Annotated in this window: 19 protein-coding genes and 1 riboswitch; of the genes, 14 read left to right on the forward strand and 5 right to left on the reverse strand. The window is 71.6% G+C overall.

Annotation, left to right across the window (positions count from 1 at the left end; genetic code table 11):
• Window positions 1-91 precede the first annotated feature (91 nt).
• Complete coding sequence (locus tag OG758_RS37970) at window positions 92-1216, forward strand: glycoside hydrolase family 6 protein (RefSeq protein ID WP_326716167.1); 1125 nt, start codon at window positions 92-94, stop codon at window positions 1214-1216.
• Here OG758_RS37970 and OG758_RS37975 read toward each other — a convergent pair.
• Complete coding sequence (locus tag OG758_RS37975; RefSeq protein ID WP_326714016.1) at window positions 1198-2607, reverse strand: uracil-xanthine permease family protein; 1410 nt, start codon at window positions 2605-2607, stop codon at window positions 1198-1200. The two genes, OG758_RS37970 and OG758_RS37975, sit on opposite strands and share 19 nt — an antisense overlap.
• Window positions 2608-2811: 204 nt before the next feature.
• On the opposite strand from OG758_RS37975, the gene OG758_RS37980 reads away from it, so the two are divergent.
• Window positions 2812-4092 (forward strand): alginate lyase family protein, encoded by a 1281-nt coding sequence (locus tag OG758_RS37980; RefSeq protein ID WP_326714017.1) that lies wholly within the window; start codon window positions 2812-2814, stop codon window positions 4090-4092.
• Between the two features lie 98 nt (window positions 4093-4190).
• Window positions 4191-4649 carry an acyl-CoA thioesterase gene (locus OG758_RS37985; RefSeq protein ID WP_326714018.1) on the forward strand — a complete coding sequence of 153 codons (459 nt, stop codon included), beginning with the start codon at window positions 4191-4193 and terminating at the stop codon, window positions 4647-4649.
• Here OG758_RS37985 and OG758_RS37990 read toward each other — a convergent pair.
• The gene (locus OG758_RS37990) at window positions 4609-5829 is read right to left on the reverse strand and encodes an MFS transporter (protein WP_326714019.1); all 1221 of its coding nucleotides are present in this window, start codon (window positions 5827-5829) and stop codon (window positions 4609-4611) included. The genes OG758_RS37985 and OG758_RS37990 overlap by 41 nt on opposite strands.
• Before the next feature lie 141 nt (window positions 5830-5970).
• On the opposite strand from OG758_RS37990, the gene OG758_RS37995 reads away from it, so the two are divergent.
• Window positions 5971-7161, forward strand: coding sequence for an ROK family transcriptional regulator (locus tag OG758_RS37995; RefSeq protein WP_326714020.1), 1191 nt, complete (start codon window positions 5971-5973; stop codon window positions 7159-7161).
• A 131-nt stretch (window positions 7162-7292) separates the two neighbouring features.
• Here the strand turns inward: OG758_RS37995 and OG758_RS38000 are convergent, their stop codons facing one another.
• A complete protein-coding gene (locus OG758_RS38000; RefSeq protein WP_326714021.1) occupies window positions 7293-7622 on the reverse strand; it encodes a hypothetical protein in 330 nt (109 codons plus the stop codon).
• An 82-nt stretch (window positions 7623-7704) separates the two neighbouring features.
• Window positions 7705-7835, forward strand: a riboswitch (FMN riboswitch).
• A 303-nt stretch (window positions 7836-8138) separates the two neighbouring features.
• Between OG758_RS38000 and OG758_RS38005 the strand changes: the two genes are divergently transcribed.
• From OG758_RS38005 to OG758_RS38045, 9 genes are all read left to right on the forward strand, one after another.
• Complete coding sequence (locus tag OG758_RS38005) at window positions 8139-8747, forward strand: riboflavin synthase (protein ID WP_100597450.1); 609 nt, start codon at window positions 8139-8141, stop codon at window positions 8745-8747.
• 2 nt (window positions 8748-8749) lie between these two features.
• Window positions 8750-9394 carry a nicotinamide mononucleotide transporter family protein gene (locus OG758_RS38010; RefSeq protein ID WP_326716168.1) on the forward strand — a complete coding sequence of 215 codons (645 nt, stop codon included), beginning with the start codon at window positions 8750-8752 and terminating at the stop codon, window positions 9392-9394.
• A complete protein-coding gene (locus OG758_RS38015; RefSeq protein ID WP_326714022.1) occupies window positions 9391-10689 on the forward strand; it encodes a bifunctional 3,4-dihydroxy-2-butanone-4-phosphate synthase/GTP cyclohydrolase II in 1299 nt (432 codons plus the stop codon). Before OG758_RS38010 ends, OG758_RS38015 begins: the two co-directional genes overlap by 4 nt.
• Window positions 10690-10755: 66 nt before the next feature.
• A complete protein-coding gene (gene ribH / locus OG758_RS38020) occupies window positions 10756-11241 on the forward strand; it encodes a 6,7-dimethyl-8-ribityllumazine synthase (protein WP_100597452.1) in 486 nt (161 codons plus the stop codon).
• A 35-nt stretch (window positions 11242-11276) separates the two neighbouring features.
• Window positions 11277-11549, forward strand: coding sequence for a phosphoribosyl-ATP diphosphatase (locus OG758_RS38025; protein WP_100597453.1), 273 nt, complete (start codon window positions 11277-11279; stop codon window positions 11547-11549).
• Between the two features lie 62 nt (window positions 11550-11611).
• Window positions 11612-12460: an ATP phosphoribosyltransferase gene (hisG, locus tag OG758_RS38030; protein WP_266566648.1), complete on the forward strand. Its 849-nt coding sequence runs from the start codon at window positions 11612-11614 to the stop codon at window positions 12458-12460.
• 11 nt (window positions 12461-12471) lie between these two features.
• Window positions 12472-12933, forward strand: a complete 462-nt coding sequence (locus OG758_RS38035; RefSeq protein WP_326714023.1) for a PH domain-containing protein — start codon at window positions 12472-12474, stop codon at window positions 12931-12933.
• Between the two features lie 231 nt (window positions 12934-13164).
• Complete coding sequence (locus tag OG758_RS38040) at window positions 13165-14499, forward strand: hemolysin family protein (RefSeq protein WP_326714024.1); 1335 nt, start codon at window positions 13165-13167, stop codon at window positions 14497-14499.
• Window positions 14496-15593 (forward strand): hemolysin family protein, encoded by a 1098-nt coding sequence (locus OG758_RS38045; RefSeq protein WP_326714025.1) that lies wholly within the window; start codon window positions 14496-14498, stop codon window positions 15591-15593. Before OG758_RS38040 ends, OG758_RS38045 begins: the two co-directional genes overlap by 4 nt.
• Before the next feature lie 54 nt (window positions 15594-15647).
• Here OG758_RS38045 and OG758_RS38050 read toward each other — a convergent pair whose 3' ends face one another.
• Window positions 15648-17522 carry an AAA family ATPase gene (locus OG758_RS38050; RefSeq protein WP_326714026.1) on the reverse strand — a complete coding sequence of 625 codons (1875 nt, stop codon included), beginning with the start codon at window positions 17520-17522 and terminating at the stop codon, window positions 15648-15650.
• 433 nt (window positions 17523-17955) lie between these two features.
• Window positions 17956-18597 carry a uridine kinase family protein gene (locus tag OG758_RS38055; protein ID WP_326714027.1) on the reverse strand — a complete coding sequence of 214 codons (642 nt, stop codon included), beginning with the start codon at window positions 18595-18597 and terminating at the stop codon, window positions 17956-17958.
• A 200-nt stretch (window positions 18598-18797) separates the two neighbouring features.
• On the opposite strand from OG758_RS38055, the gene OG758_RS38060 reads away from it, so the two are divergent.
• Entirely contained in the window at window positions 18798-20165 is a 1368-nt protein-coding gene (locus OG758_RS38060) for a peptidase C39 family protein (protein ID WP_326714028.1), read from the forward strand.
• Window positions 20166-20279 lie beyond the last annotated feature (114 nt).

A 20279-nucleotide genomic window follows, 5' to 3' on the forward strand; every position in this document is an offset into this window, starting at 1 on the left:
GGGGGAGGGGGCGAACACCGTGTCAGGCTTACGTGCGCAGCGACTGGCCGAGCGTCGCGCCGAGCGCAGAGGCGCGGCCCGCCGGGGGGCCATGGCGGCGGCCGCGTCGCTGGTCGCGGCGGTCGGCACGGTCGCCGGGATGGTGTCGGCGCTCGACGGGTTTGAGGGCGGCGATGTGGCGCGGCCCCGGGTGACGCGGTCGCCCGGCCTGCTTCCGCCGCCCGCCGTACCGACCGCGACATCCGCCTCGGCCTCGCCCGGCCCGTCGCCCTCCCCGTCGGATTCGAAGACCGCGAAGAAGAAGCCGCAGCCCGCTCCGAGGGCGTCCACCGGGCGGCCCGTGGCGCCCGCCTCCACGCGCCTGTACCGGCACACCGACTCCCAGGTGCTCGACTGGGTCAGGGCCAACCGCTCCGACCCGCGGCGCCCCCTCATCGAGTCCCGGATCGCCGACCGGCCCGCCGCCGTCTGGTTCGCCGACTTCACGCCCGACACCATCACGTCCCGGGTGCGGGCGGTGACGTCCACGGCTGCGCGCGAGGGCCGCGTGCCGGTGCTCGTGCCGTACGCGATTCCCGAGCGCGACTGCGGGGGCGCGTCGGAGGGCGGGGCGCCGGACATCGCCGCGTACGACAGCTGGGCGCAGAAGTTCGCGGCCGGCCTCGGCTCCGGCGAGGTCATCGTGGTCCTCGAACCCGACGCGCTCTCCCAGACCGAGTGCCTCTCCGGCGGGCAGCCCTCCGACCGGTACGCGGCGCTGGCCCGCGCGGGCCGCGCCTTCAAGTCGGCGAACCCCAGGGCCCGGGTGTACTACGACGCCGGGCACTCCGACTGGAACCCCGCCGGTACCCAGGCGGCCCGGCTGCGAGCGGCGGGCGCCGCGTCGCCGGCCTCGTCCGACGGCGTCTTCACGAACGTCTCCAACTTCAACCGCACCTCCGCCGAAGTGGCCTACGCCCGCCGGGTCCTGGCGGCGATGGGCGGTCCGCCGTCCCTGGGCGCCGTGATCGACACCAGCCGCAACGGCAACGGCGCCCCGCCGAACGGCGCGTGGTGCGACCCCTCGGGCCGCAAACTGGGGCAGGCGCCGACCCTGCGCACCGGGGAGCGCGGGATCGACGCCTACTTGTGGGTGAAGCTGCCGGGGGAGTCGGACGGCTGCAAGGGCGAGCCGGGATCGTTCGCCCCCGACTACGCCTACGACTTGGCGGACTGACCGTCGGCAGTGTCGCCGGCCGCGTCGTCGTACGAAGAGGTCCCCTCGTCGAGCAGCGGCTCCTGCGTCTTGAGATGCGCGGGAGCCATGGCGCGCAGCGCGTGGTAGCCGGTGATGACGACGAGCGTGCCGAGGGCGATGCCGCTCAGCGAGAAGTTGTCGGTGAACTTCAGGGAGACGTTGCCGATGCCGATGATGATGCCCGCCGCGGCCGGCACCAGGTTCAGGGGATTGCGCAGGTCCACCCCGGCGTTCATCCAGATCTGCGCGCCGAGCAGGCCGATCATGCCGTAAAGGATCACGGTGATGCCGCCGAGGACGCCGCCCGGGATGGCGGCCACGATCGCGCCGAACTTCGGGCACACGCCGAAGAGCAGGGCGAAACCGGCGGCCGCCCAGTACGCGGCGGTCGAGTAGACGCGGGTCGCGGCCATCACGCCGATGTTCTCGGAGTACGTGGTGTTGGGCGGGCCGCCGACCGCGGTGGAGAGCATGGAGCCGACGCCGTCGGCGGAGATCGCGGTGCCGAGCTTGTCGTCGAGGTTGGCGCCGGTCATCTCGCCGACGGCCTTGACGTGTCCGGCGTTCTCGGCGATCAGCGCGATCACGACGGGCAGCGCGACGAGGATCGCCGACCACTGGAACGACGGGGCGTGGAAGGAGGGCAGGCCGATCCATTCGGCGTTGCCGACGCCGGACAGGTTCAGGCGCCAGTGGTCGACGGCCTCGGCGCCGCCGGTCACGGAGTGGATCCGGCCGAAGATCCGGTCGAAGACCCAGGAGATGCCGTAGCCGAAGAGCAGCCCGAGGAAGATCGCGATGCGGGACCAGAAACCGCGCAGGCACACCACGGCCAAACCGGTGAACAGCATCACGAGAAGCGCGGTCCACTGGTCCTGCGGCCAGTACGTCGACGCCGTCACCGGCGCGAGGTTGAAGCCGATCAGCATGACGACCGCACCGGTGACGACCGGCGGCATGACGGCGTGGATGATCCGCGCGCCGAACTTCTGCACCGTGAGACCCACCAGGAACAGTGCGGCGCCGACCACGAAGACGGCTCCGGTCACCGTGGCGCTGGTCCCGCCCTGTGCCCGGATCACCGCGGCGACGCCCACGAAGGAGAGCGAACAGCCCAGATAGCTGGGCACGCGGCCGCGGGTGGCGAGCAGGAAGATCACCGTGGAGACGCCGGACATCATGATCGCGAGGTTCGGGTCGAGACCCATCAGGACGGGCGCCACGAAGGACGCGCCGAACATCGCGACGACGTGCTGGGCGCCGAGCCCGAAGGTGCGCGGCCAGGAGAGCCGTTCGTCCGGGCGCACGACGGCGCCCGGAGCCGGGGTGCGCCCGTCGCCGTGAAGTTTCCAGCGCACACCGAGGTCCATATGAGTTCTGCTTTCTGTGGTGCTTTCGTGGCTCGAAATGATCGCCGCCATGTTAATGCGCCGTAAGGCCCTTTTCGCGCCACGGTCGAAGGCCTCGATCCCATGCGTGAATCCTTGTCAGGGGCATTGTCACGCTCACCTCGGCGCCCTACGCTCACACGGCTCGATCCATGAACTTCGTTCATATATGTGATGGGAGTTGTGATGCGTGCCAGATTCCGTGTGCGTCTCGGTGCCCTACTCACCGCGGCGGCGGCCGTCACCGCCGTCGCGGCCGTCCCGGTGTCGGCCCAGTCCGCGACGGCCGGCGTGCGCGCCCCGCGTACCGCCGTCCTCGACGGCGAGCGCCTGCTGCGGACCAAGCAGCGCCTCGACCACGGCGACCCGCAACTCAAGCGTGCGGTGGGGGACTTGACGGCCCGCGCCGACACCTGGCTGGATCAGGGCCCCTGGACCGTCGTCGACAAACCGAAGCCCGCGCCCGGCGGCGACGTCCACGACTACCTGAGCCAGGCCCCCTACTGGTGGCCCTCACAGACACCCACCGTCGACAACCCCTGGGGCTGCCCCTACGTCCAGCGCGACGGGCAGCGCAACCCCGAGGTCGACACCGGGACCGACCGCCAGGACGTGGAGAAGGTCTTCGACTCGACGTACGACCTCGCCCTCGCCTGGTACTACACGGGCCGCAAGGAGTACGCGGAGAAGGCCGCCACGGTGCTGCGCACCTGGTTCCTCGACCCGGACACGCGCATGAACCCGAACCTGGACCACGCCCAGTTCATCCCCTGCAAGTACGACGGCCGGGCCATCGGCATCATCGACTTCTCGCAGTCGTACACGAGCGTCACCGACGCCGTCGCCCTCCTCGGCACGGGCGCCCCAGGCTGGTCGAAGGGCGACCGCTCGGCGATGGGGGAGTGGAACAAGGACTTCCTCGGCTGGCTCGTGAACAGCGACTTCGGCAAGGAGGAGGGCGCCGCCGAGAACAACCACGGCACGTTCTACGACATGCAGGTCGCCGCCCTCGCCTACGTCACCGGCGACACCGCCCTCGCCCGCCGCACCGTCCTCGACGCCCGCACCAAGCGCATAGCCCCGCAGATCGCGGGCGACGGCAGCCAGCCGCAGGAGCTCGCCAGAACCCGCAGCTGGCACTACTCGACCTTCGATCTGGTCGCCTACACCCGGCTCGCCGCGATCGGGCGGCATGTCGGCGTGGACCTGTGGTCGTACCGGGGCCCGGACGGGCAGAGCCTGTTCAAGGCCGTCGACTATCTGCTGCCCGCGGCCACCGGGGCGACGGCGTGGCCGCACCCCGAGCTGGAGTTCCACCGGTTCGCGGCGAGCGACATCGTGCACGCTGCCGCCGACGCCGGGAGCGCCGCGGCGAAGCGGGCGGTCCCGCATCTGGAGACGCCGCCCGGCGGGGATCTGTGGGCACTGCGCCCGGCGGCCGAGCAGCTCGACTCGATCGCGGGCTGAACGGGTCGCGTCACGCCCCGACCTGGCCTGCTGAGCGTTTGCTTAGTCAAAGGTCGTACGATGGGGCTCTTGTACGTACCGCATCAGGAGCCCCACCCGTGACCGCCGAAGCCCTCGCCCGCCCCGCCCAGTCCCACGGACAGCTCGTCCCCGTCACCGTCCACTTCGACGACCTCGACGCGCTCGGCCTGCTCCACAACGCCCGCTACCCGGTGCTGGTCGAGCGCGCCTGGACCGCGCTGTGGGCGGAGCGCGGCCTCGTCTTCGAGGGCGACTGGGTGGCGGCCGGCGACTTCTGCAACGCGGTCAAGGAGCTGCGCATCACCTACGACGCGCCGGTCAACCGCCCCGGCGCGTACGCCGTGCACCTCTGGCTCGACCGGCTCGGCACCACCGGCCTGACGTACGGCTTCCGCTTCTGCTCGGCGGACGGTGGGGCGACCTACGCCCACGGCACCCGCGTGCTCGTCCGCCTGGACCCGGCCACCCTGCGCCCCGCCCCCTGGAGCGAGATGTTCAGGACCCTTGGCCGTGAGCTCCTGCGGACGCAGGACTGACCTCGGCCTGCTCCGTCCGCGCACGGTCCCCCGTGCGCAGCACTCCCGCGAACACCGCGAGCCCGCACGCCAGGAACGTCACCAGGCCGAACGACACCACCAGGCTCGTCGCGTCGGCGACGGTCCCGATCGCGGAGGGCGCGACGAGCCCCGAGGTGTACGTGATGGTGGCGACGCCCGCGATGGCCTGGCTCGGATTCGGTCCGCTGCGCCCCGCCGCCGCGAAGGCGAGCGGCACGACCACCGCGATCCCGAGGCCCATCAGGCCGAAACCGGCCATCGCGACCGCCGGGTTCGGCGCCACCACCACGAGTAGCCCGCCGAGCGTGGCGCCGACCCCGCCGACCCGCACGGTGCGGACCGCGCCGAACCGGTCCACGATCCTGTCGCCGGCAAGCCGCGCCACGGCCATCGTGAGCGTGAACGCGGTGGTGCACGCGGCCGCGAGTCCGGCGGACGTGTCGAGGACGTCCCGCAGATAGACCGCCGACCAGTCCAGGCTCGCCCCCTCCGCGAAGACGGCGCAGAAGCCGACCGCGCCGATCAGCAGCGCCGACCTGGGCGGCAGCGCGAAGCGTGGCGGCGGCTCCTCGTCCTCCGTGGGGCGCAGGTCCAGCACGCCGCCGCACGCGATGAGGCCCACGACCGTCAGGGTCGCCGCGGCGAGCAGATGGTGCAGACGCGCGTCGGAGCCGAGGTGTGCGGCCAGCGTGCCGGCCGCCGAACCGATGAGGGCGCCCACGCTCCACATGCCGTGCAGGCTCGACATGATCGACCGGTCGAGGCGGTTCTCGACCTCGACGCCCAGTGCGTTCATCGCCACGTCCGACATGCCCGCCGACGCGCCGTACACGAACAGCGCCACGCACAGCACGGCCAGATTCGGCGCGAGTGAGGGCAGGATCAGCGCGAGCGTCCACAGGGCGAGCAGGCCGCGCAGCGCCGTGCGCGCGCCGAACCGGTGGCTCACCCAGCCCGCGAGCGGCATCGCCACCGAGGCGCCGAGCGCGGGGAAGGCGAGGGCGATACCGAGCTGGCCCGCGCTGACCCCCGCGTGGTCCTGGATCCAGGGCACCCGGGTCGCGAAGGACCCGGTGACCGCTCCATGGACGCAGAAGACGGTCGCGACCGCATAGCGTGCGCGCTTCAACTCCCCTGCCCCGTAACCGACTTCGCTCATCCGGCGTGCCCCTCCCGATACCGTCCCCAGGCTGCTGGCGTAAACTATCAGGAACCCTGCCTGATAAATAGTCGGTATTCCACCGGTCTCCCCGTACGGCCCCGGCCCCGGCAGCGAAGGCGATCTGGAAGGATCCGCGCCATGCCCGCATCACCGAGTACCGCCAGGGCCATCAACGACCGGCTCGCGCTGCGCCTCCTCCAGAGCGAAGGCCCCCTGACGGCCGGGCAGTTGAAAGAGCTCACCGGTCTGTCCCGGCCCTCCGTCGCCGACCTCGTCGAGCGGCTCACGGCCCAGGGCCTGATCGAGGTCGTCGGCGAAGCCGGCGCCCGGCGCCGAGGCCCCAACGCCAAACTTCACGGGATCGTCTCCGGGCTCGCCCATCTCGCCGCGCTCGACGTCCGCACCGAGGGTGTCACCCTCACCGTCGCCGACCTCGTGGGCACCGTCCTCGCCGAGGCGTCCGCGCCCATAGGCGACGAGGAGGGCACCGGTCCCGCCGTCGAACGGGCCGTCGCCCTGGTCGAGCGCACCGCCAAGGAGGCGGGCGCCGAGCCCCTGCACACCGTGGGAATCGGCGCCCCCGGCCTGATCGACCCCGTCACCGGTGAACTCCGTGACTCGTCGGGCCTGCCCGAGTGGCACCGCCGCCTCGTCGCCGCCCTCCACGAACGCCTGCCGGCCCGCGTCCTGGTGGAGAACGAGACCAACCTCGCCGCCCTCGCCGAACAGCGCGACGGCGCCGCCCGCGACCGCGACACGTTCGCCCTGCTCTGGCTGGGTCACGGTATCGGCGCCGCGGTCGTCCTCGACGGCGTTCTGCGCCGCGGGGCCTCCGGCGGCACCGGCGAGATCGGTTTCCTGCCCGTGCCGGGCACGGCCGGACTCCCGTCCGCGACCGGGTGCGACGGAGGTTTCCACTCGCTGGCCGGATCCGCCGCCATCGCCGAACTTGCCCGTGCCCACGGCCTGGTGGCCCCGACGTCCGCACCGGGGGAGCCGGCCGCCGCGGCGCTCGTCCGCGAAGCGGTACTGGCGGAGCCCGGGACGCCCGCCGCCCGCTTCCTCGACGCACTCGCCGACCGGCTCGTCCTCGGGGCCGCCTCCGTCGTCGCCGTCCTCGACCCCGGCTGCCTCGTCCTGGGCGGCGAGGTCGGCCGCGCGGGAGGCGACCGCCTCGCGACCCGGGTCGCCACCCGCCTCGCCGCCATGTCCCCGCTGCCCACCGAGGTACGGGCCGGCGCCCTCGGCGGCGCCGCGGTGCTGCGGGGAGCGCTGCTGATGGCGCGGGACGGGGCGCAGGACGACCTCTTCGCGCCGACGGACCGCTGAACCCCGCGCACGGTCCGGGTCGGCTCGCGGGGAACCGTCGCGCGAGGAACTCCTCGAACGTGCCCTTGCCCACAGCCCGTTCGGGCGTCAGATGCCCGCCGTCCCGCATGCCCTTGGGGCCGAGGGTGCCGTCAGGGGTGAGCACGGGCTCGGGCAGCCACGGCCCCGCGTACCGCTCGCGCTGCGCCCTGGCCGAGGTGAGCCGGTCGGGACAGAGCTCCGTGACCACCTTCGCGAGCCAGGCGGCCTGGCCGCCCGATCGCGCCCCGGTCCGTGCCGCTCCATCGCGGATACGCGTCCTGCACCGTGTCCTCGGCCTCCTCGGCCTCCTCGACCGAACCGAGCATCCGATACGCGAGCCCGAACATGCGCGGACGGTGGGACTCGAACTCGTCGGCGGTTGCGATCGGCACGCTCTTGCCCTGGTAGAGGCGGCCGCCCGGAACGCTGCGCGAGTCCACGCACACGGCCTGTGAGACAGCCCACAGTCGATCACCCGTTTGGCCCACGCGTGGACGTGGCACACTGGCCCTGTACCAGAAGCAGCGCACTCCGGGGTCGGTGAAAGTCCGAACCGGCGGTTACAGTCCGCGACCCGGTCGCTTCCAGCGGCCGGTTGACCAGGTGAAATTCCTGGACCGACGGTTAAAGTCCGGATGGGAGGCAGTGCGCGGCGGGCGGGCATTCGTGCGCGCCGCCGTCTGTTTCGACTTGTCCTCAGGGACAGGTCTCATTCGGCGTCGTCCTCGGTGTCCTCGCCCGTACGTTCTGTCGCCCTATCGCGACAGTGCCCCGGAGTCCGTGCCCGAAGAGGCAGGAGGACCCGGTGGCCACCACTTCCGCAGTGCCCGCCCGGCGAGCAGCCGTGCGCCCGCACGCGTCCTTCGCTCCTTCAGGAATCCCCGCCGGCCCTGAGGCGTTGCGCCTCACCGCCGCCCTTGTCGGCCCCGCGGCCCCTGCAGCGAAGGAGCACTGAAGTGTTCACCGGAATCGTCGAAGAGCTGGGCGAGATCACTGCCGTCGAGGAACTCGGCGACGCCTCCCGCTTCAGGCTGCGCGGCCCTGTCGTCACCGAAGGGGCCCGCCACGGCGACTCCATCGCCGTCAACGGCGTCTGTCTGACGGTCGTGGAGCACGAGGGCGACGAGTTCACCGCCGATGTCATGGCGGAGACCCTCGACCGGTCCAGCCTCGGCGCCCTCGCGGTCGGTTCCCGGGTCAACCTGGAGCGCCCCACCGCCGTCGGCGCGCGCCTCGGCGGACACATCGTGCAGGGACACGTCGACGGCACGGGCAGCATCGTCGAGCGCAAGCCGTCGGAGAACTGGGAGATCGTCAAGGTCTCGCTCCCGGCGCACCTCGCGCGCTACGTCGTCGAGAAGGGCTCCATCACCGTCGACGGAGTGAGCCTCACGGTCGTCGACGCGGGCCCCGACTACTTCACCATCAGCCTGATCCCCACCACCCTCGCCCTGACCACGCTCGGCCTGAAGCAGGCCGGCGACCCGGTCAACCTCGAGGTCGACGTCATCGCCAAGTACGTCGAGCGGCTGCTCGGCGACCGTGCCCAGGAGGCCACCAAGTGAGCCTGAACTGGCTGAACTCCGAGGCGTTCACGCTCTTCGGCCAGCACATCATGTGGTCCGACATGATCGGCAACACCGTCGGTCTGGTCGCCCTCGCGCTCGGCTGGCGCCGCTCGATCTGGACCTGGCCCGCGCAGCTCGTCTCCGGCCTCATCCTGCTCACGGCCTTCGCGACCGCCCATCTCTCGGGCAGCGCGGGCAAGCAGCTCGTGGTCATCGTCGTCGCCGTGTGGGGCTGGTGGCAGTGGAACCGCGGCAAGGGGCAGGCCCAGGACGGCTCCCTCGCCGTCCGGTTCGCCACCTGGCGCGAGCGCGGCTACCTGCTGGGCGCCGCCGCACTCGGCACCCTGGCGGTCGGCGGCCTGTTCACCGCTTTCCCCACGCTTTCGTGGGACCCCTGGCCGGACGCGTACATCTTCGTCGGCACGATCGTCGCCATGTACGCCCAGGCGCGCGGCATGGTCGAGTTCTGGTTCGCCTGGCTGCTCGTCGACCTGGTGGGCGTACCGCTGAACTTCGCCAACGGATTCGCCTTCTCCGGTTTCGTCTACGTGATCTACGGCGCGCTCGTCCTGTGGGGCATGCGCGACTGGTGGCTGCGGTCCCGCTCGGCCTCGCAGCCCGCCCTGGAAGGAGCACCGGCATGACCACGGCACCCGTCTGGTACAGCACCTCGCACGACGAGGACACCTCGGACCTGTCGCTCGACCCCGTCGAGCAGGCGATCCGCGACATCGCGAACGGCCGGCCCGTCGTGGTCGTCGACGACGAGGACCGCGAGAACGAGGGCGACCTCGTCATCGCGGCCGAGAAGGCCACCCCCGAGATCGTCGCCTTCATGATGAGCGAGTGCCGCGGCCTGATCTGCGCTCCCATGGAGAACGACGAGCTGGAGCGCCTCCAGCTGCCGCAGATGGTCGAGAACAACACCGAGTCGATGCGCACCGCCTTCACGGTCTCCGTCGACGCGGGCCCCGCGCACGGCGTGACCACCGGCATCTCCGCCGCCGACCGCGCCACCACGCTCCAGCTCCTGGCCGGCGGCACCGCCGAGGCCGGCGACTTCGTGCGGCCGGGCCACATCTTCCCGCTGCGCGCCAAGTCCGGCGGCGTCCTGGTCAGAAACGGCCACACCGAGGCCGCCGTCGACCTCGCCCGGCTCGCGGGCCTGCGCCCCGCCGGCGCGATCGTCGAGATCGCGGGCGAGGACGGCACGATGCTGCGCCTGCCCGAGCTCATCCCGTTCGCCCGCAAGCACGGCCTGACGATCATCTCCATCGAGGACCTGATCGCCTACCGCCGCTCCTCCGAGCCGAAGGTCCGCCGCGAGGCCGAGGTCAATCTGCCCACCGCCTTCGGCGACTTCACCGCGTACGGCTACCGCTCCACGGTCGACGGTGTCGAGCATGTCGCCCTCGTCCACGGCGAGATCGGCGACGGCGACGACGTCCTCGTGCGGGTCCACTCCGAATGCCTCACCGGCGACGTCTTCCACTCGCTGCGCTGCGACTGCGGCCCCCAGCTGGAGGAGTCGATGCGGCGCATCACCGAGGAGGGGCGCGGCATCGTCGTCTACCTGCGAGGCCACGAAGGACGCGGCATCGGCCTGCTCTCCAAGCTGCGCGCCTACGAGCTCCAGGAGCGCGGCCGCGACACGCTGGACGCCAACCTGGAACTGGGCCTTCCGGCCGACTCGCGGGACTACGCGGCGGGCGCCCAGATCCTCGAGGACCTCGGCGTGCGCGGCCTGCGCCTGCTGACCAACAACCCCGACAAGACCGACGCGCTCCTGCGGCACGGCCTCAAGGTCGTCGCCCGCGAGTCCATGCCGGTCCAGGCGGGCGAGCACAACCTCCGTTACCTGCGCACCAAGCGGGACCGGATGGGCCACGACCTGCCCTGGCTGGACGCCCCCGCGTCCACGACCTGCGCGAACCAGTAGCCCGTACCCCCGTCAGACGACACACCGCACACCGAACACAGCACCACACAAGCACTGAGGAGCAACGTGAGTGGCAAGGGCGCACCCGAACTGTCCGTACGCAACTGCGGTGACCTGCGCGTCGCCGTCATCGCGGCGCAGTGGCACGAGAAGGTGATGGACGGCCTCGTGGACGGCGCCCTGCGCGCCCTGCACGAGCTCGGCATCGACGAGCCGACCCTTCTTCGGGTCCCGGGCAGCTTCGAGCTCCCCGTCGTCGCCAAGGTGCTCGCGGGCCGCGGCTACGACGCGATCGTCGCCCTCGGCGTCGTCATCCGAGGCGGCACCCCGCACTTCGAGTACGTGTGCCAGGGCGTCACCATGGGGCTCACCCAGGTCACCATCGACACCGGCGTCCCCGTCGGCTTCGGCGTGCTGACCTGTGACACCGAGGAGCAGGCTCTCGACCGCGCCGGAATCGAGGGCTCGAACGAGGACAAGGGCCACGAGGCCGTCACGGCGGCCGTCGCCACGGCGGCCACACTGCGCTCGGTCAGCGAACCCTGGCGCTGAGTGGCCGGGCGGAACACCGTAGTCTTAGGACCATCATGGCGAACAAAACCTTCGAAGAGCTCTTCGCCGAGCTTCAGCTCAAGGCCAAGAACGGCGACCCCGCGACGTCCCGCACCGCCGAACTGGTGGACAAGGGCGTCCATGCCATCGGCAAGAAGGTCGTCGAGGAGGCCGCCGAAGTCTGGATGGCCGCCGAGCACGAGGGCAAGGAGGCAGCTGCCGAGGAGATCTCGCAGCTGCTGTACCACGTCCAGGTGATGATGGTCGCCCGGGGAATCTCCCTCGACGACGTCTACGCCCACCTCTAGAGCCGGCGTCAAGTTCCCACTCGCACGTCACACCCCTCTTGAACGCAAAGGAATCCGACCTCATGCTGCGCATCGCCGTCCCCAACAAGGGTTCACTGTCCGGACCTGCGTCGGCGATGCTCCATGAGGCCGGATACCAGCAGCGCAAGGAGTCCAAGGAGCTCGTCCTCGTCGACCCGGTCAACGAGGTGGAGTTCTTCTACCTGCGGCCCAAGGACATCGCGATCTACGTGTCGTCGGGCAAGCTCGACATCGGCATCACCGGCGAGGACCTGCTGATCGACTCCGGCGTCAACGCCGAGGTCATCCTGCCGCTCGGCTTCGCCCGCTCCACGTTCCGCTTCGCGGCCAAGCCGGGCACCGTCTCCGGCCTCGAGGACCTCGCGGGCAAGACGATCGCCACCTCCTACGAGGGCATCGTCGGCAAGCACCTCGCCGAGTCCGGCGTCGACGCGTCCGTCGTCCACCTCGACGGCGCCGTCGAGACGGCCATCGAGCTGGGCGTCGCCCAGGTCATCGCGGACGTCGTCGAGACCGGTACCTCCCTGCGCAACGCGGGCCTCGAAGTCTTCGGCGAGCCCATCATGAAGTCCGAGGCCGTCGTGATCCGCCGCTCCGGCGCGGCTGCCGAAGAGCCCAAGGTCCAGCAGTTCCTGCGCCGTCTCCAGGGCGTCCTGGTCGCCAGGACGTACGTGATGATGGACTACGACTGCCGCGCCGAGCACCTGGAGCAGGCCGTCGCCCTCACCCCGGGTCTCGAGTCGCCGACGGTCTCGCCCCTGCACAACGAGGGCTGGGTCGCCGTCCGCGCGATGGTCCCCGCCAAGGGCGCCCAGCGCATCATGGACGACCTGTACGAGCTCGGCGCGCGGGCCATCCTGACCACGGCCATCCACGCCTGCCGCCTCTGAGGACCGCACTCATGTCCGAAGTGCCCACGCTGCCCGTCACCTTCCGGCCGGCCCGCACCCGGGCCGTCCTGCTCGGCCTCGGCGGCGCGATGTTCGTCACTCTCACCGCCATCGCCCTCATGCTGGGCGGCCTCAACCCGGGCGACCGGCTCACCTTCATCTTCACCGGGGCGCTCCTCTTCGGCGGGCTCGTCCTGCTCGCCCGGCCCAAGATCGTGGCGGACGACGAGGGCGTCACTGTGGTGAACATCGCCCGCAGCCGCCGCCTGGCCTGGGCGGAGATCGTCCAGGTCACCCTGCGGCCCGGCGACCCCTGGGTGTTCCTCAACCTCAGCGACGGCACGAGCCTGGCCGCCATGGGCATCCAGCCCGCCATGGCCAAGGAGCGTGCCCTCGCCGACGCGCGTGCCCTGCGCGCCCTCACCGAGGCCCGTTCCGTAGTTTCCGGGCGATCCGGGGAACTTCAGGGCTGACTCAGGGCCGCACGCCCTGACGCTTCCACCCCTGTCTTGATTAATCTGGTGGCGGGGCGCGCGCACATCGCCGCCCCGCTCCCGACTACGGGTCCGCCAGGGCCCCGGGGGTTTCCTGCTAACCGAGGAGTGACTCCCTCCGGCGATGGACGGTTCGTCCTGCAGTACATGCGCCGCCCCCTCCCGACATAGCGCGACCGAATGGCGCGTTGTGTGCGCGGAGGCGGTGGCATGACCATCCCCTTGTTGCTCCTCGGAGCGGCATTCCTGCTGATCCTTGCCAACGGCTTCTTCGTGGCGGCCGAGTTCGGCCTCGTCACGGTGGAGCGCGCCGACGCCGAGAAGGCCGCGGCCGACGGCGACCGACGGGCCCGTACCGTCGTGAGCGCCCTCAAGGAGCTGTCCTTCCAGCTCTCCGGCACCCAACTCGGCATCACCATCACCTCACTGGTCGTCGGCATGCTCGCCGAACCAGCGCTCGCGACGCTGCTCGCGGGGCCCTTCACCGCCGTCGGTGTACCTGAAGGCGCCGTCGGCGGCGTCTCCGTCGTCTTCGGCATGCTCCTGGCCTCCGCCGTTCAGATGGTGATCGGCGAGCTCGTGCCGAAGAACTGGGCGGTGTCCAAGCCGCTTCAGGTCGCACGGTTCGTCGCGGGCCCCCAGCACGTGTTCTCGCGTCTCTTCAGGCCCGTGATCGCGCTGCTCAACGCCGTGGCCAACCGCGCCGTGCGCGCCCTGGGCGTCGAGCCCGCCGACGAGCTGGCCTCGGCCCGCACCCCCGGTGAACTCGTCTCCCTGGCCAGGCACTCCGCGCAGGCGGGCACCCTGGAGCAGGACACGGCGGACCTGTTCGTCCGCACCCTGTCCCTCGGTGAGCTCACCGCCCAGCACGTCATGACGCCGCGCGTGAAGGTCAGCGCGCTCCAGTCCTCGGCGACCGCCGAGGACGTCGTCAACCTCACGCGCGCCACCGGCCTCTCCCGCTTCCCGGTCTACCGCGAGCGGATCGACGAGATCGTCGGCATGGTGCATCTCAAGGACGCCCTGGCGGTGCCCGCGCACGAGCGGCTGCGCACTCCCGCGAGCCGCATCGCCCAGGCCCCGCTGCTCGTCCCGGAGACGCTGCCGGTGCAGCCCCTCCTGGAGCGTCTGCGCAGCGAGCAGCCCATAGCCGTCGTCGTCGACGAGTACGGCGGCACGGCCGGGGTCGTCACCCTGGAGGACATCGTCGAGGAGCTCGTCGGCGAGGTCCGCGACGAGCACGACCGCCTCGACCTGCCCGAGCTCGCGGTCGCCCCGGCCGAGGACGGCCGCCCCGCGTGGGACGCCGACGGCAGCTGCCGGGTCGACATCCTGCGCCGCATAGGACTCGACGTACCGGAAGGCCCGTACGAGACCGTCGCAGGTCTCGTCGCCGATCTGCTGGGGCGGATCCCCGCGCCCGGTGACCGGGCGGAGCTGCCCGGCTGGCGGCTCGCGGTGCGTCAGGTCGACCACTACCGCGCGGAGCGCGTCCGGATCGTACGGACCGTGGACGCCGCCCAGCTGGCGGAGGCCGCCCGATGAGCGCGCTCCAACTGTTCTTCGCCCTTCTCCTCGTGCTGGCCAACGGTTTCTTCGTGGGCGCCGAGTTCGCCCTCGTCTCCGTGCGCCGCAGTCAGATCGAGCCCCTGGACACCAAGCGGGCCCGCCAGGTCCTGTACGGCCTGGAGCACCTGCCGCAGATGATGGCGGCGGCCCAGTTCGGCATCACCGTCTGCTCCTTGACGCTCGGCGCGGTCGCCGAGCCGACGGTCGCCCATCTGCTGGAGCCGCTCTTCGAGGCGATGCACCTGCCCGACGGGATGATCCACCCCCTCGGCTACGTCATCGCGCTCGCGGCCGTCGTCAGCCTCCACCTCGTCATCGGCGAGATGATCCCGAAGAACCTCGCGATGGCGGCGCCGGAGAAGACCGCCCTCTGGTTCAGCCCCGGCCTCGTCGCCTTCGCCCGGCTGTGCCGGCCGGTCACCGTCGCCCTGGGTGCCTGTGCCCGGCTCGTGCTGAAGCTGTTCGGGGTCGAGCCGAGGGACGAGGTCGAGGCGGTCTTCACCAGCGTGCAGCTCGGCCGCCTCGTCGAGGACTCCGGACAGGCGGGGCTGCTCGAACCCGAGGCGCAGGAACGCCTGGAGGACGCCCTGGAGCTGGGCTCGCGCCCGGTCACCGACGTCCTGCTCGACCGGGCGTCCCTGGTCACGGTCGGTCCCTCGGTCACCCCCGGCCAGGTCATCGAGCTGACCGGCCGTACGGGCTACTCCCGCTTCCCGGTCTGCGCGGAGGGGGGCGCCTTCATGGGCTATCTGCACGTGAAGGACGTCCTTGACCTGATCGACTCAGCCGACCACGACCGCGCGGTGCCGCAGCAGATCTGGCGTCCCATGACGACGCTGCGCGCCGAACTCCCGCTCGACGACGCCCTGACGGTGATGCGCCGCGCCGCGACGCACCTCGCACAGGTCGCCGACGCCTCGGGCAGGGTCCTCGGCCTGGTCGCCCTGGAGGACGTCCTGGAGATGCTCGTCGGCGAGGTCCGTGACCCCGCGCACCGGGACGCTCCCGCGCCCGGGGCGCGGGTGGCGGAGCCGCGGGCCGAGGCGCCGGAGGAGGCGCTGGCCGGCTGACAGGCGCACACGGCGAAGGGGCGGGTCCCGGATCGGGCCCGCCCCTTCGTCATGTCACATCGCGGACGGATCGTGGGGCCCGCGCCCCGAGAGCACCTCGCCGTACGCCTGCATCAGATCGGGCAGCCGCAGCGTCGACAGGTCGTCCCGCGTCGGAGTCGTCGTGTACCCCGTCAGCCGCAGGTCCCGGTAGGCGCACGACTTCTCGTACAGCGTCCGCAGGAACCTTCCGTTGCCGAGCTCGTCGATCCAGCCCTGGTCGACGACGTGTCCGCTGACGGAGCGCAGCTCGTCGAGCGCCTCCTCGTCCCACACGTCCCCGTTCTCCGCGGCGAGCACCTCACCGATCGAGGTGAGTTCGAGGGGCCGGTACGAGGGGAAGTCGACCCGCGTCGTGAAGCGCGAGGACAGTCCGGGGTTCGCCGCGAGGAGACGGTCCATGCCCTCCGGGTAGCCGGCGAGGATCACCACGAGGTGGTCCCTGTTGTCCTCGGCGCGCTTCAGGAGGACCTGCAGCGCCTCGTCGCCGTACGCGTCGCCCTTGCCGTAGCCCGAGTTCGACAGGGCGTACGCCTCGTCGACGAACAGGACGCCGCCGATCGCCGAGTCGATCAGCTCGTTCGCCTTCACGGCCGTCTGGCCCAGATACTCGCCGACCAGGTCGGCCCGCTGGGCCTCCACGAGATGGTCGCCGCCGAGCAGCCCGAGCGCGTAGAAGACGCGGCCGAGGATGCGGGCCACGGTGGTCTTGCCGGTGCCGGAGGGGCCCGAGAAGACGAAGTGCCGTTTCGGCGGCTGCACGGGAAGGCCCTGCCCGGCGCGCAGGCGCGCCATGTTCAGCTGGGCCGAGAGAGCCTTCACCTGCCGCTTCACGGGTTCCAGGCCGACCATCCGCTCCAGCTCGGCGAGGGCCTCCTCGAGCAGTGCGGGGTCGGCGGGGCCGGCGGGCAGTTGCGGCGTGATCGGCACGACGGCCTTCTCGCGGACCGCGTCGGTCTCGGCGGACACGGCGCCGGGCGGCGGCAGATCGGGCTCGCTCACCTTCAGGTTCCGGCCGTCGCCCTCGTACAGCGGGTCCATCGACTCGGAGCCGTCCAGCATGTCCTGGCCGAGCCCGGTCATGGTGAGGGGACTGAGGTCCGTGCCGTCGCCGAAGTCGCCGTAGCCGTCGCTCTCGGCGATGGCCGCGAGGCGGGCCGAGGTGTCCATGAAGGCGGGGTCCACGCGGTGCACGGCCCGGTACAGGGGGAGCGCGGCGGCGGAGCGGCCGGTGCCCTCGTGCGCGCGGGCCAGCCAGTAGCGCAGCTCCTTGCGCTGGGGCTGCTCGCTCCGGCAGCGCATCAGCGCGGCGGACAGGAGCGGTTCGGCCTGCCCGTACATCTCCAGGCGCACGCGGGCCATCCCGCCGAAGAGCCCGGCCTCGATGCCGAGGAGCCCGTCGTCGAGCAGCGGGTCCGTGTGCCGGACCAGCTGCTCCCAGTCCTTGACGAGGTAGGCGCGGCAGGCGTGCAGGAACCGCACCTGCGGATCGGCGTCCACCCGCGGCAGCGTCGCCAACGCCCCGTCCAGGTCCGGGACATGGCGCCCGTCGAGCCAGTGCGACGCGTGGGCGAGCAGCAGATCGCGCGGCCGCTCCAGCACGGGCTGCACCCACCAGCCGAGCCAGTACCAGGAGTTCAGGGTGCGCCGGTGCCGGGTGCGCTGCTCGCCGAACCGGTCGCGGTGCCGGAACATGCGCAGCAGCGCCGTCGTCGTGTCGATGCGTAACGCGTGCAGCCCCAGCCAGCCGTCGGCCATGCCGGGGTCCATCCGGACGGCGTCCCGGAACTCCTCCTCGGCCTGCGGATAGGCGCCCATGGTGTAGGCGTCCACGCCACGCACCCAGGCGAGGTCGGCCGGGCCGGGCGAGCCCTGTGTGCCGAAGTCCATCACGTCCCCCACAAACCGTGCCCCCGTGGTACGCCGTCGGGCCGGTGCCCGTCGGCTCCTGCGCCGAACCGATGTGCTGTGGACGGGAGTTGTCATGGTGCGGACCGCGAGCCGTCCGTAAGCCGCACCGAGAGGCATCGTACCTGCGCAGCAGTCGTCGGCCGAGGGCGCCGCAGGGCCGGATCCGAGGCGGACGGCGCAGGTGGGGAGGGGGCCGGACGGTGACCGAGGGTGAACGAATCAAGGCTCACCGCACCCCCGGTGGGGTGAACAGGGCAGAACGAAGCCCCCGATCACGGGGGAACAATCGGGGGCTTCGCGTCTGCCGGCGGCCCCGAAAGGCCGCACATTCAGAACGTAAGTCCTGTACGACCCCTCGGTCAAGCCGAGTTGAGGCACTCGCGGAAACTGGCGGAAGGCGCTTCTGGTGGGGTCAGCGCGCTGCCGACGGCCCTTCACGCTGAGTGACGGAAGGCGTCGGAAGTCCGGTCCCGGGAGGCATCTGACGTGCCTCGTAGCCCTCAGGACACTCACGTACCAATGTCTGGGCGAAGGGGCGCGAGGGGTCATCGGCGAAGTGCGCGCGCTCCGCACGGATCCAGCCGTCCCAGAACCCGCTCTGCGCCGGTCCGTCCCGTCGCCGCCCCCGTTCCCAGGACACCTCCTCCGGCGTGTCCATCCAGAACAGCCGCGCCAGGAAAGGCCGCACGGCGCGCCGGCCGGCGCCCACGCCCTCCATCAGGACCACCGGCGCGGGCGTCAGGGCGCGCGGCGGGCAGAAGCGCCGGGCGTTCCAGTCGTACGGCTCGTACCGGGCGCTCTCGCCGCGGGAGAGCGGATCGATGACCTGCTCGCGCAGCCGCGCCGTCCAGCCGAAGAGGGCGTCGTGGCTGGCGAGATCGTCGAGGTGCAGGACAGGCGCCTGACCGAGGGCCTCGGCGAGCTTGGCGGCGAACGTCGACTTGCCGGAGCCGGCGTGGCCGTCGACGGCGATCAGCCGGACCGGTCCGCAGGAGGGCGGCAGGGCGCGCAGGGTCGCGGCGAGCCGGGGGAGCGGCATGTGCTGGAAGGTCATCGCCCGCAAGGGTACGGGAGGCGCCCGGCCGGTTTCCCGCGCGCCGCCGCAGGTCATGCCAGTGGTACAGGCCAATATTGGTAACCACGACAGGCCGGAAACGCTGGTGGAAGTCAGCGGGTACCGGCCATAGTTGGCGCACTGTCGTGCACCTCACCCGCCCCTTTACGGATACCTCGTCGACTGGGGGAGCCCCGCTCATGACCCGACCCGAACCTCTGTCCCGCAGAACCCTGCTCACCGCCGCCGCGGCCACCGCGGGCGCAGCGGCGCTCGCCACGACCGCGGGCACCGCCGTCGCCGGCACCGGCGCACCGGCCCCCGCCCACGCGGTCCCGCGCCTCGTGGACAACCACGCCTGGACCTCGCACTCGGACTGGCGCTCCGGAACGGCGGCCGGCACCCGCGCGGTCGCCGGATCCCGCCCCGGCCTGACGCTCGCGACCCCCGAGGGCCGCACCGACTACACGGATCCGCACACGGGCAAGACCGCCACCTGGGAGTACGGCCGGTGGACCTCCCCGGCCCACCGTCTGTCGGTGCCCGCCACCGAGGTCATCGCCTCCTGGAACGCGCGCACCCCGGCCGGTACCTGGATCCAGATCGAACTCCAGGGCACGTACTCCGACGGCGCGGCGACCCCCTGGTACGTGATGGGCCGCTGGGCGGCGGGAGACCAGGACATCCGGCGGACCTCCGTCGACGACCAGTCGGACGGCAAGTCCAGTATCTGGACGGACACCTTCTCGATCGACGACGCGGCCTCGGGTCTGCGCCTCGTCTCGTACCGCCTGCGGCTGACCCTGTACCGCGCGCCGGACTCCAAGGCCTCGCCCCTCGTGTGGCGGCTCGGGGCCATGGGCTCCGACGTCCCGGACCGCTTCTCGGTCCCGGCCTCGCAGCCGGGGCTCGCCAAGGAGCTGTCCGTTCCGCGCTTCTCGCAGAACGTCCACGCGGGCCAGTACCCCGAGTACGACAACGGCGGCGAGGCCTGGTGCAGCCCCACCTCCTCGCAGATGATCATCGAGTACTGGGGCCGCAAGCCCTCCGCGGACGACCTGTCCTGGGTCAACCCGGACTACGCGGACCCGGAGGTCTGCCACGCGGCCCGCTTCACGTACGACTACCAGTACGAGGGCTGCGGCAACTGGCCCTTCAACGCGGCCTACGCGGCGACGTACAAGGACCTCCAGGGAGTCGTCACGCGGCTCGGCTCGCTCAGCGATCTGGAGACCCTGATCGCGGCGGGGATCCCGGCCATAACGTCGCAGTCGTTCCTCAAGGAGGAGCTGACGGGGGCGGGATACGGGACGTCCGGACACCTCATGACGGTGATCGGCTTCACCGCGGACGGTGACGTGATCGCCAACGACCCGGCGTCGCCCAGTGACACGGCCGTGCGCCGCGTCTACAAGCGGGCCGAGTGGGAAAAAATCTGGCTCAGGACCAAGCGGTACAACGCCACCGGCAAGGTCGTGTCCGGCACCGGCGGCGTCTGCTACCTGTACTTCCCGGCCCACCCGACCTCGAAGCAGCGCCGCGCGCTCGAGGCGGTCGGCGTCCGCTGAGGCACGCGCCACGGCCCCTCCCGACGCGACCGGGAGGGGCCGCGGCATGCCCGCGACGACTCCACGAGCGGATCGGCTCGGGACCGGATCCACGCCCCCGTCCGGGTGGCCCGG

The organism is Streptomyces sp. NBC_01474 (genome assembly GCF_035918215.1).
Lineage (GTDB): Bacteria > Actinomycetota > Actinomycetes > Streptomycetales > Streptomycetaceae > Streptomyces > Streptomyces aureus.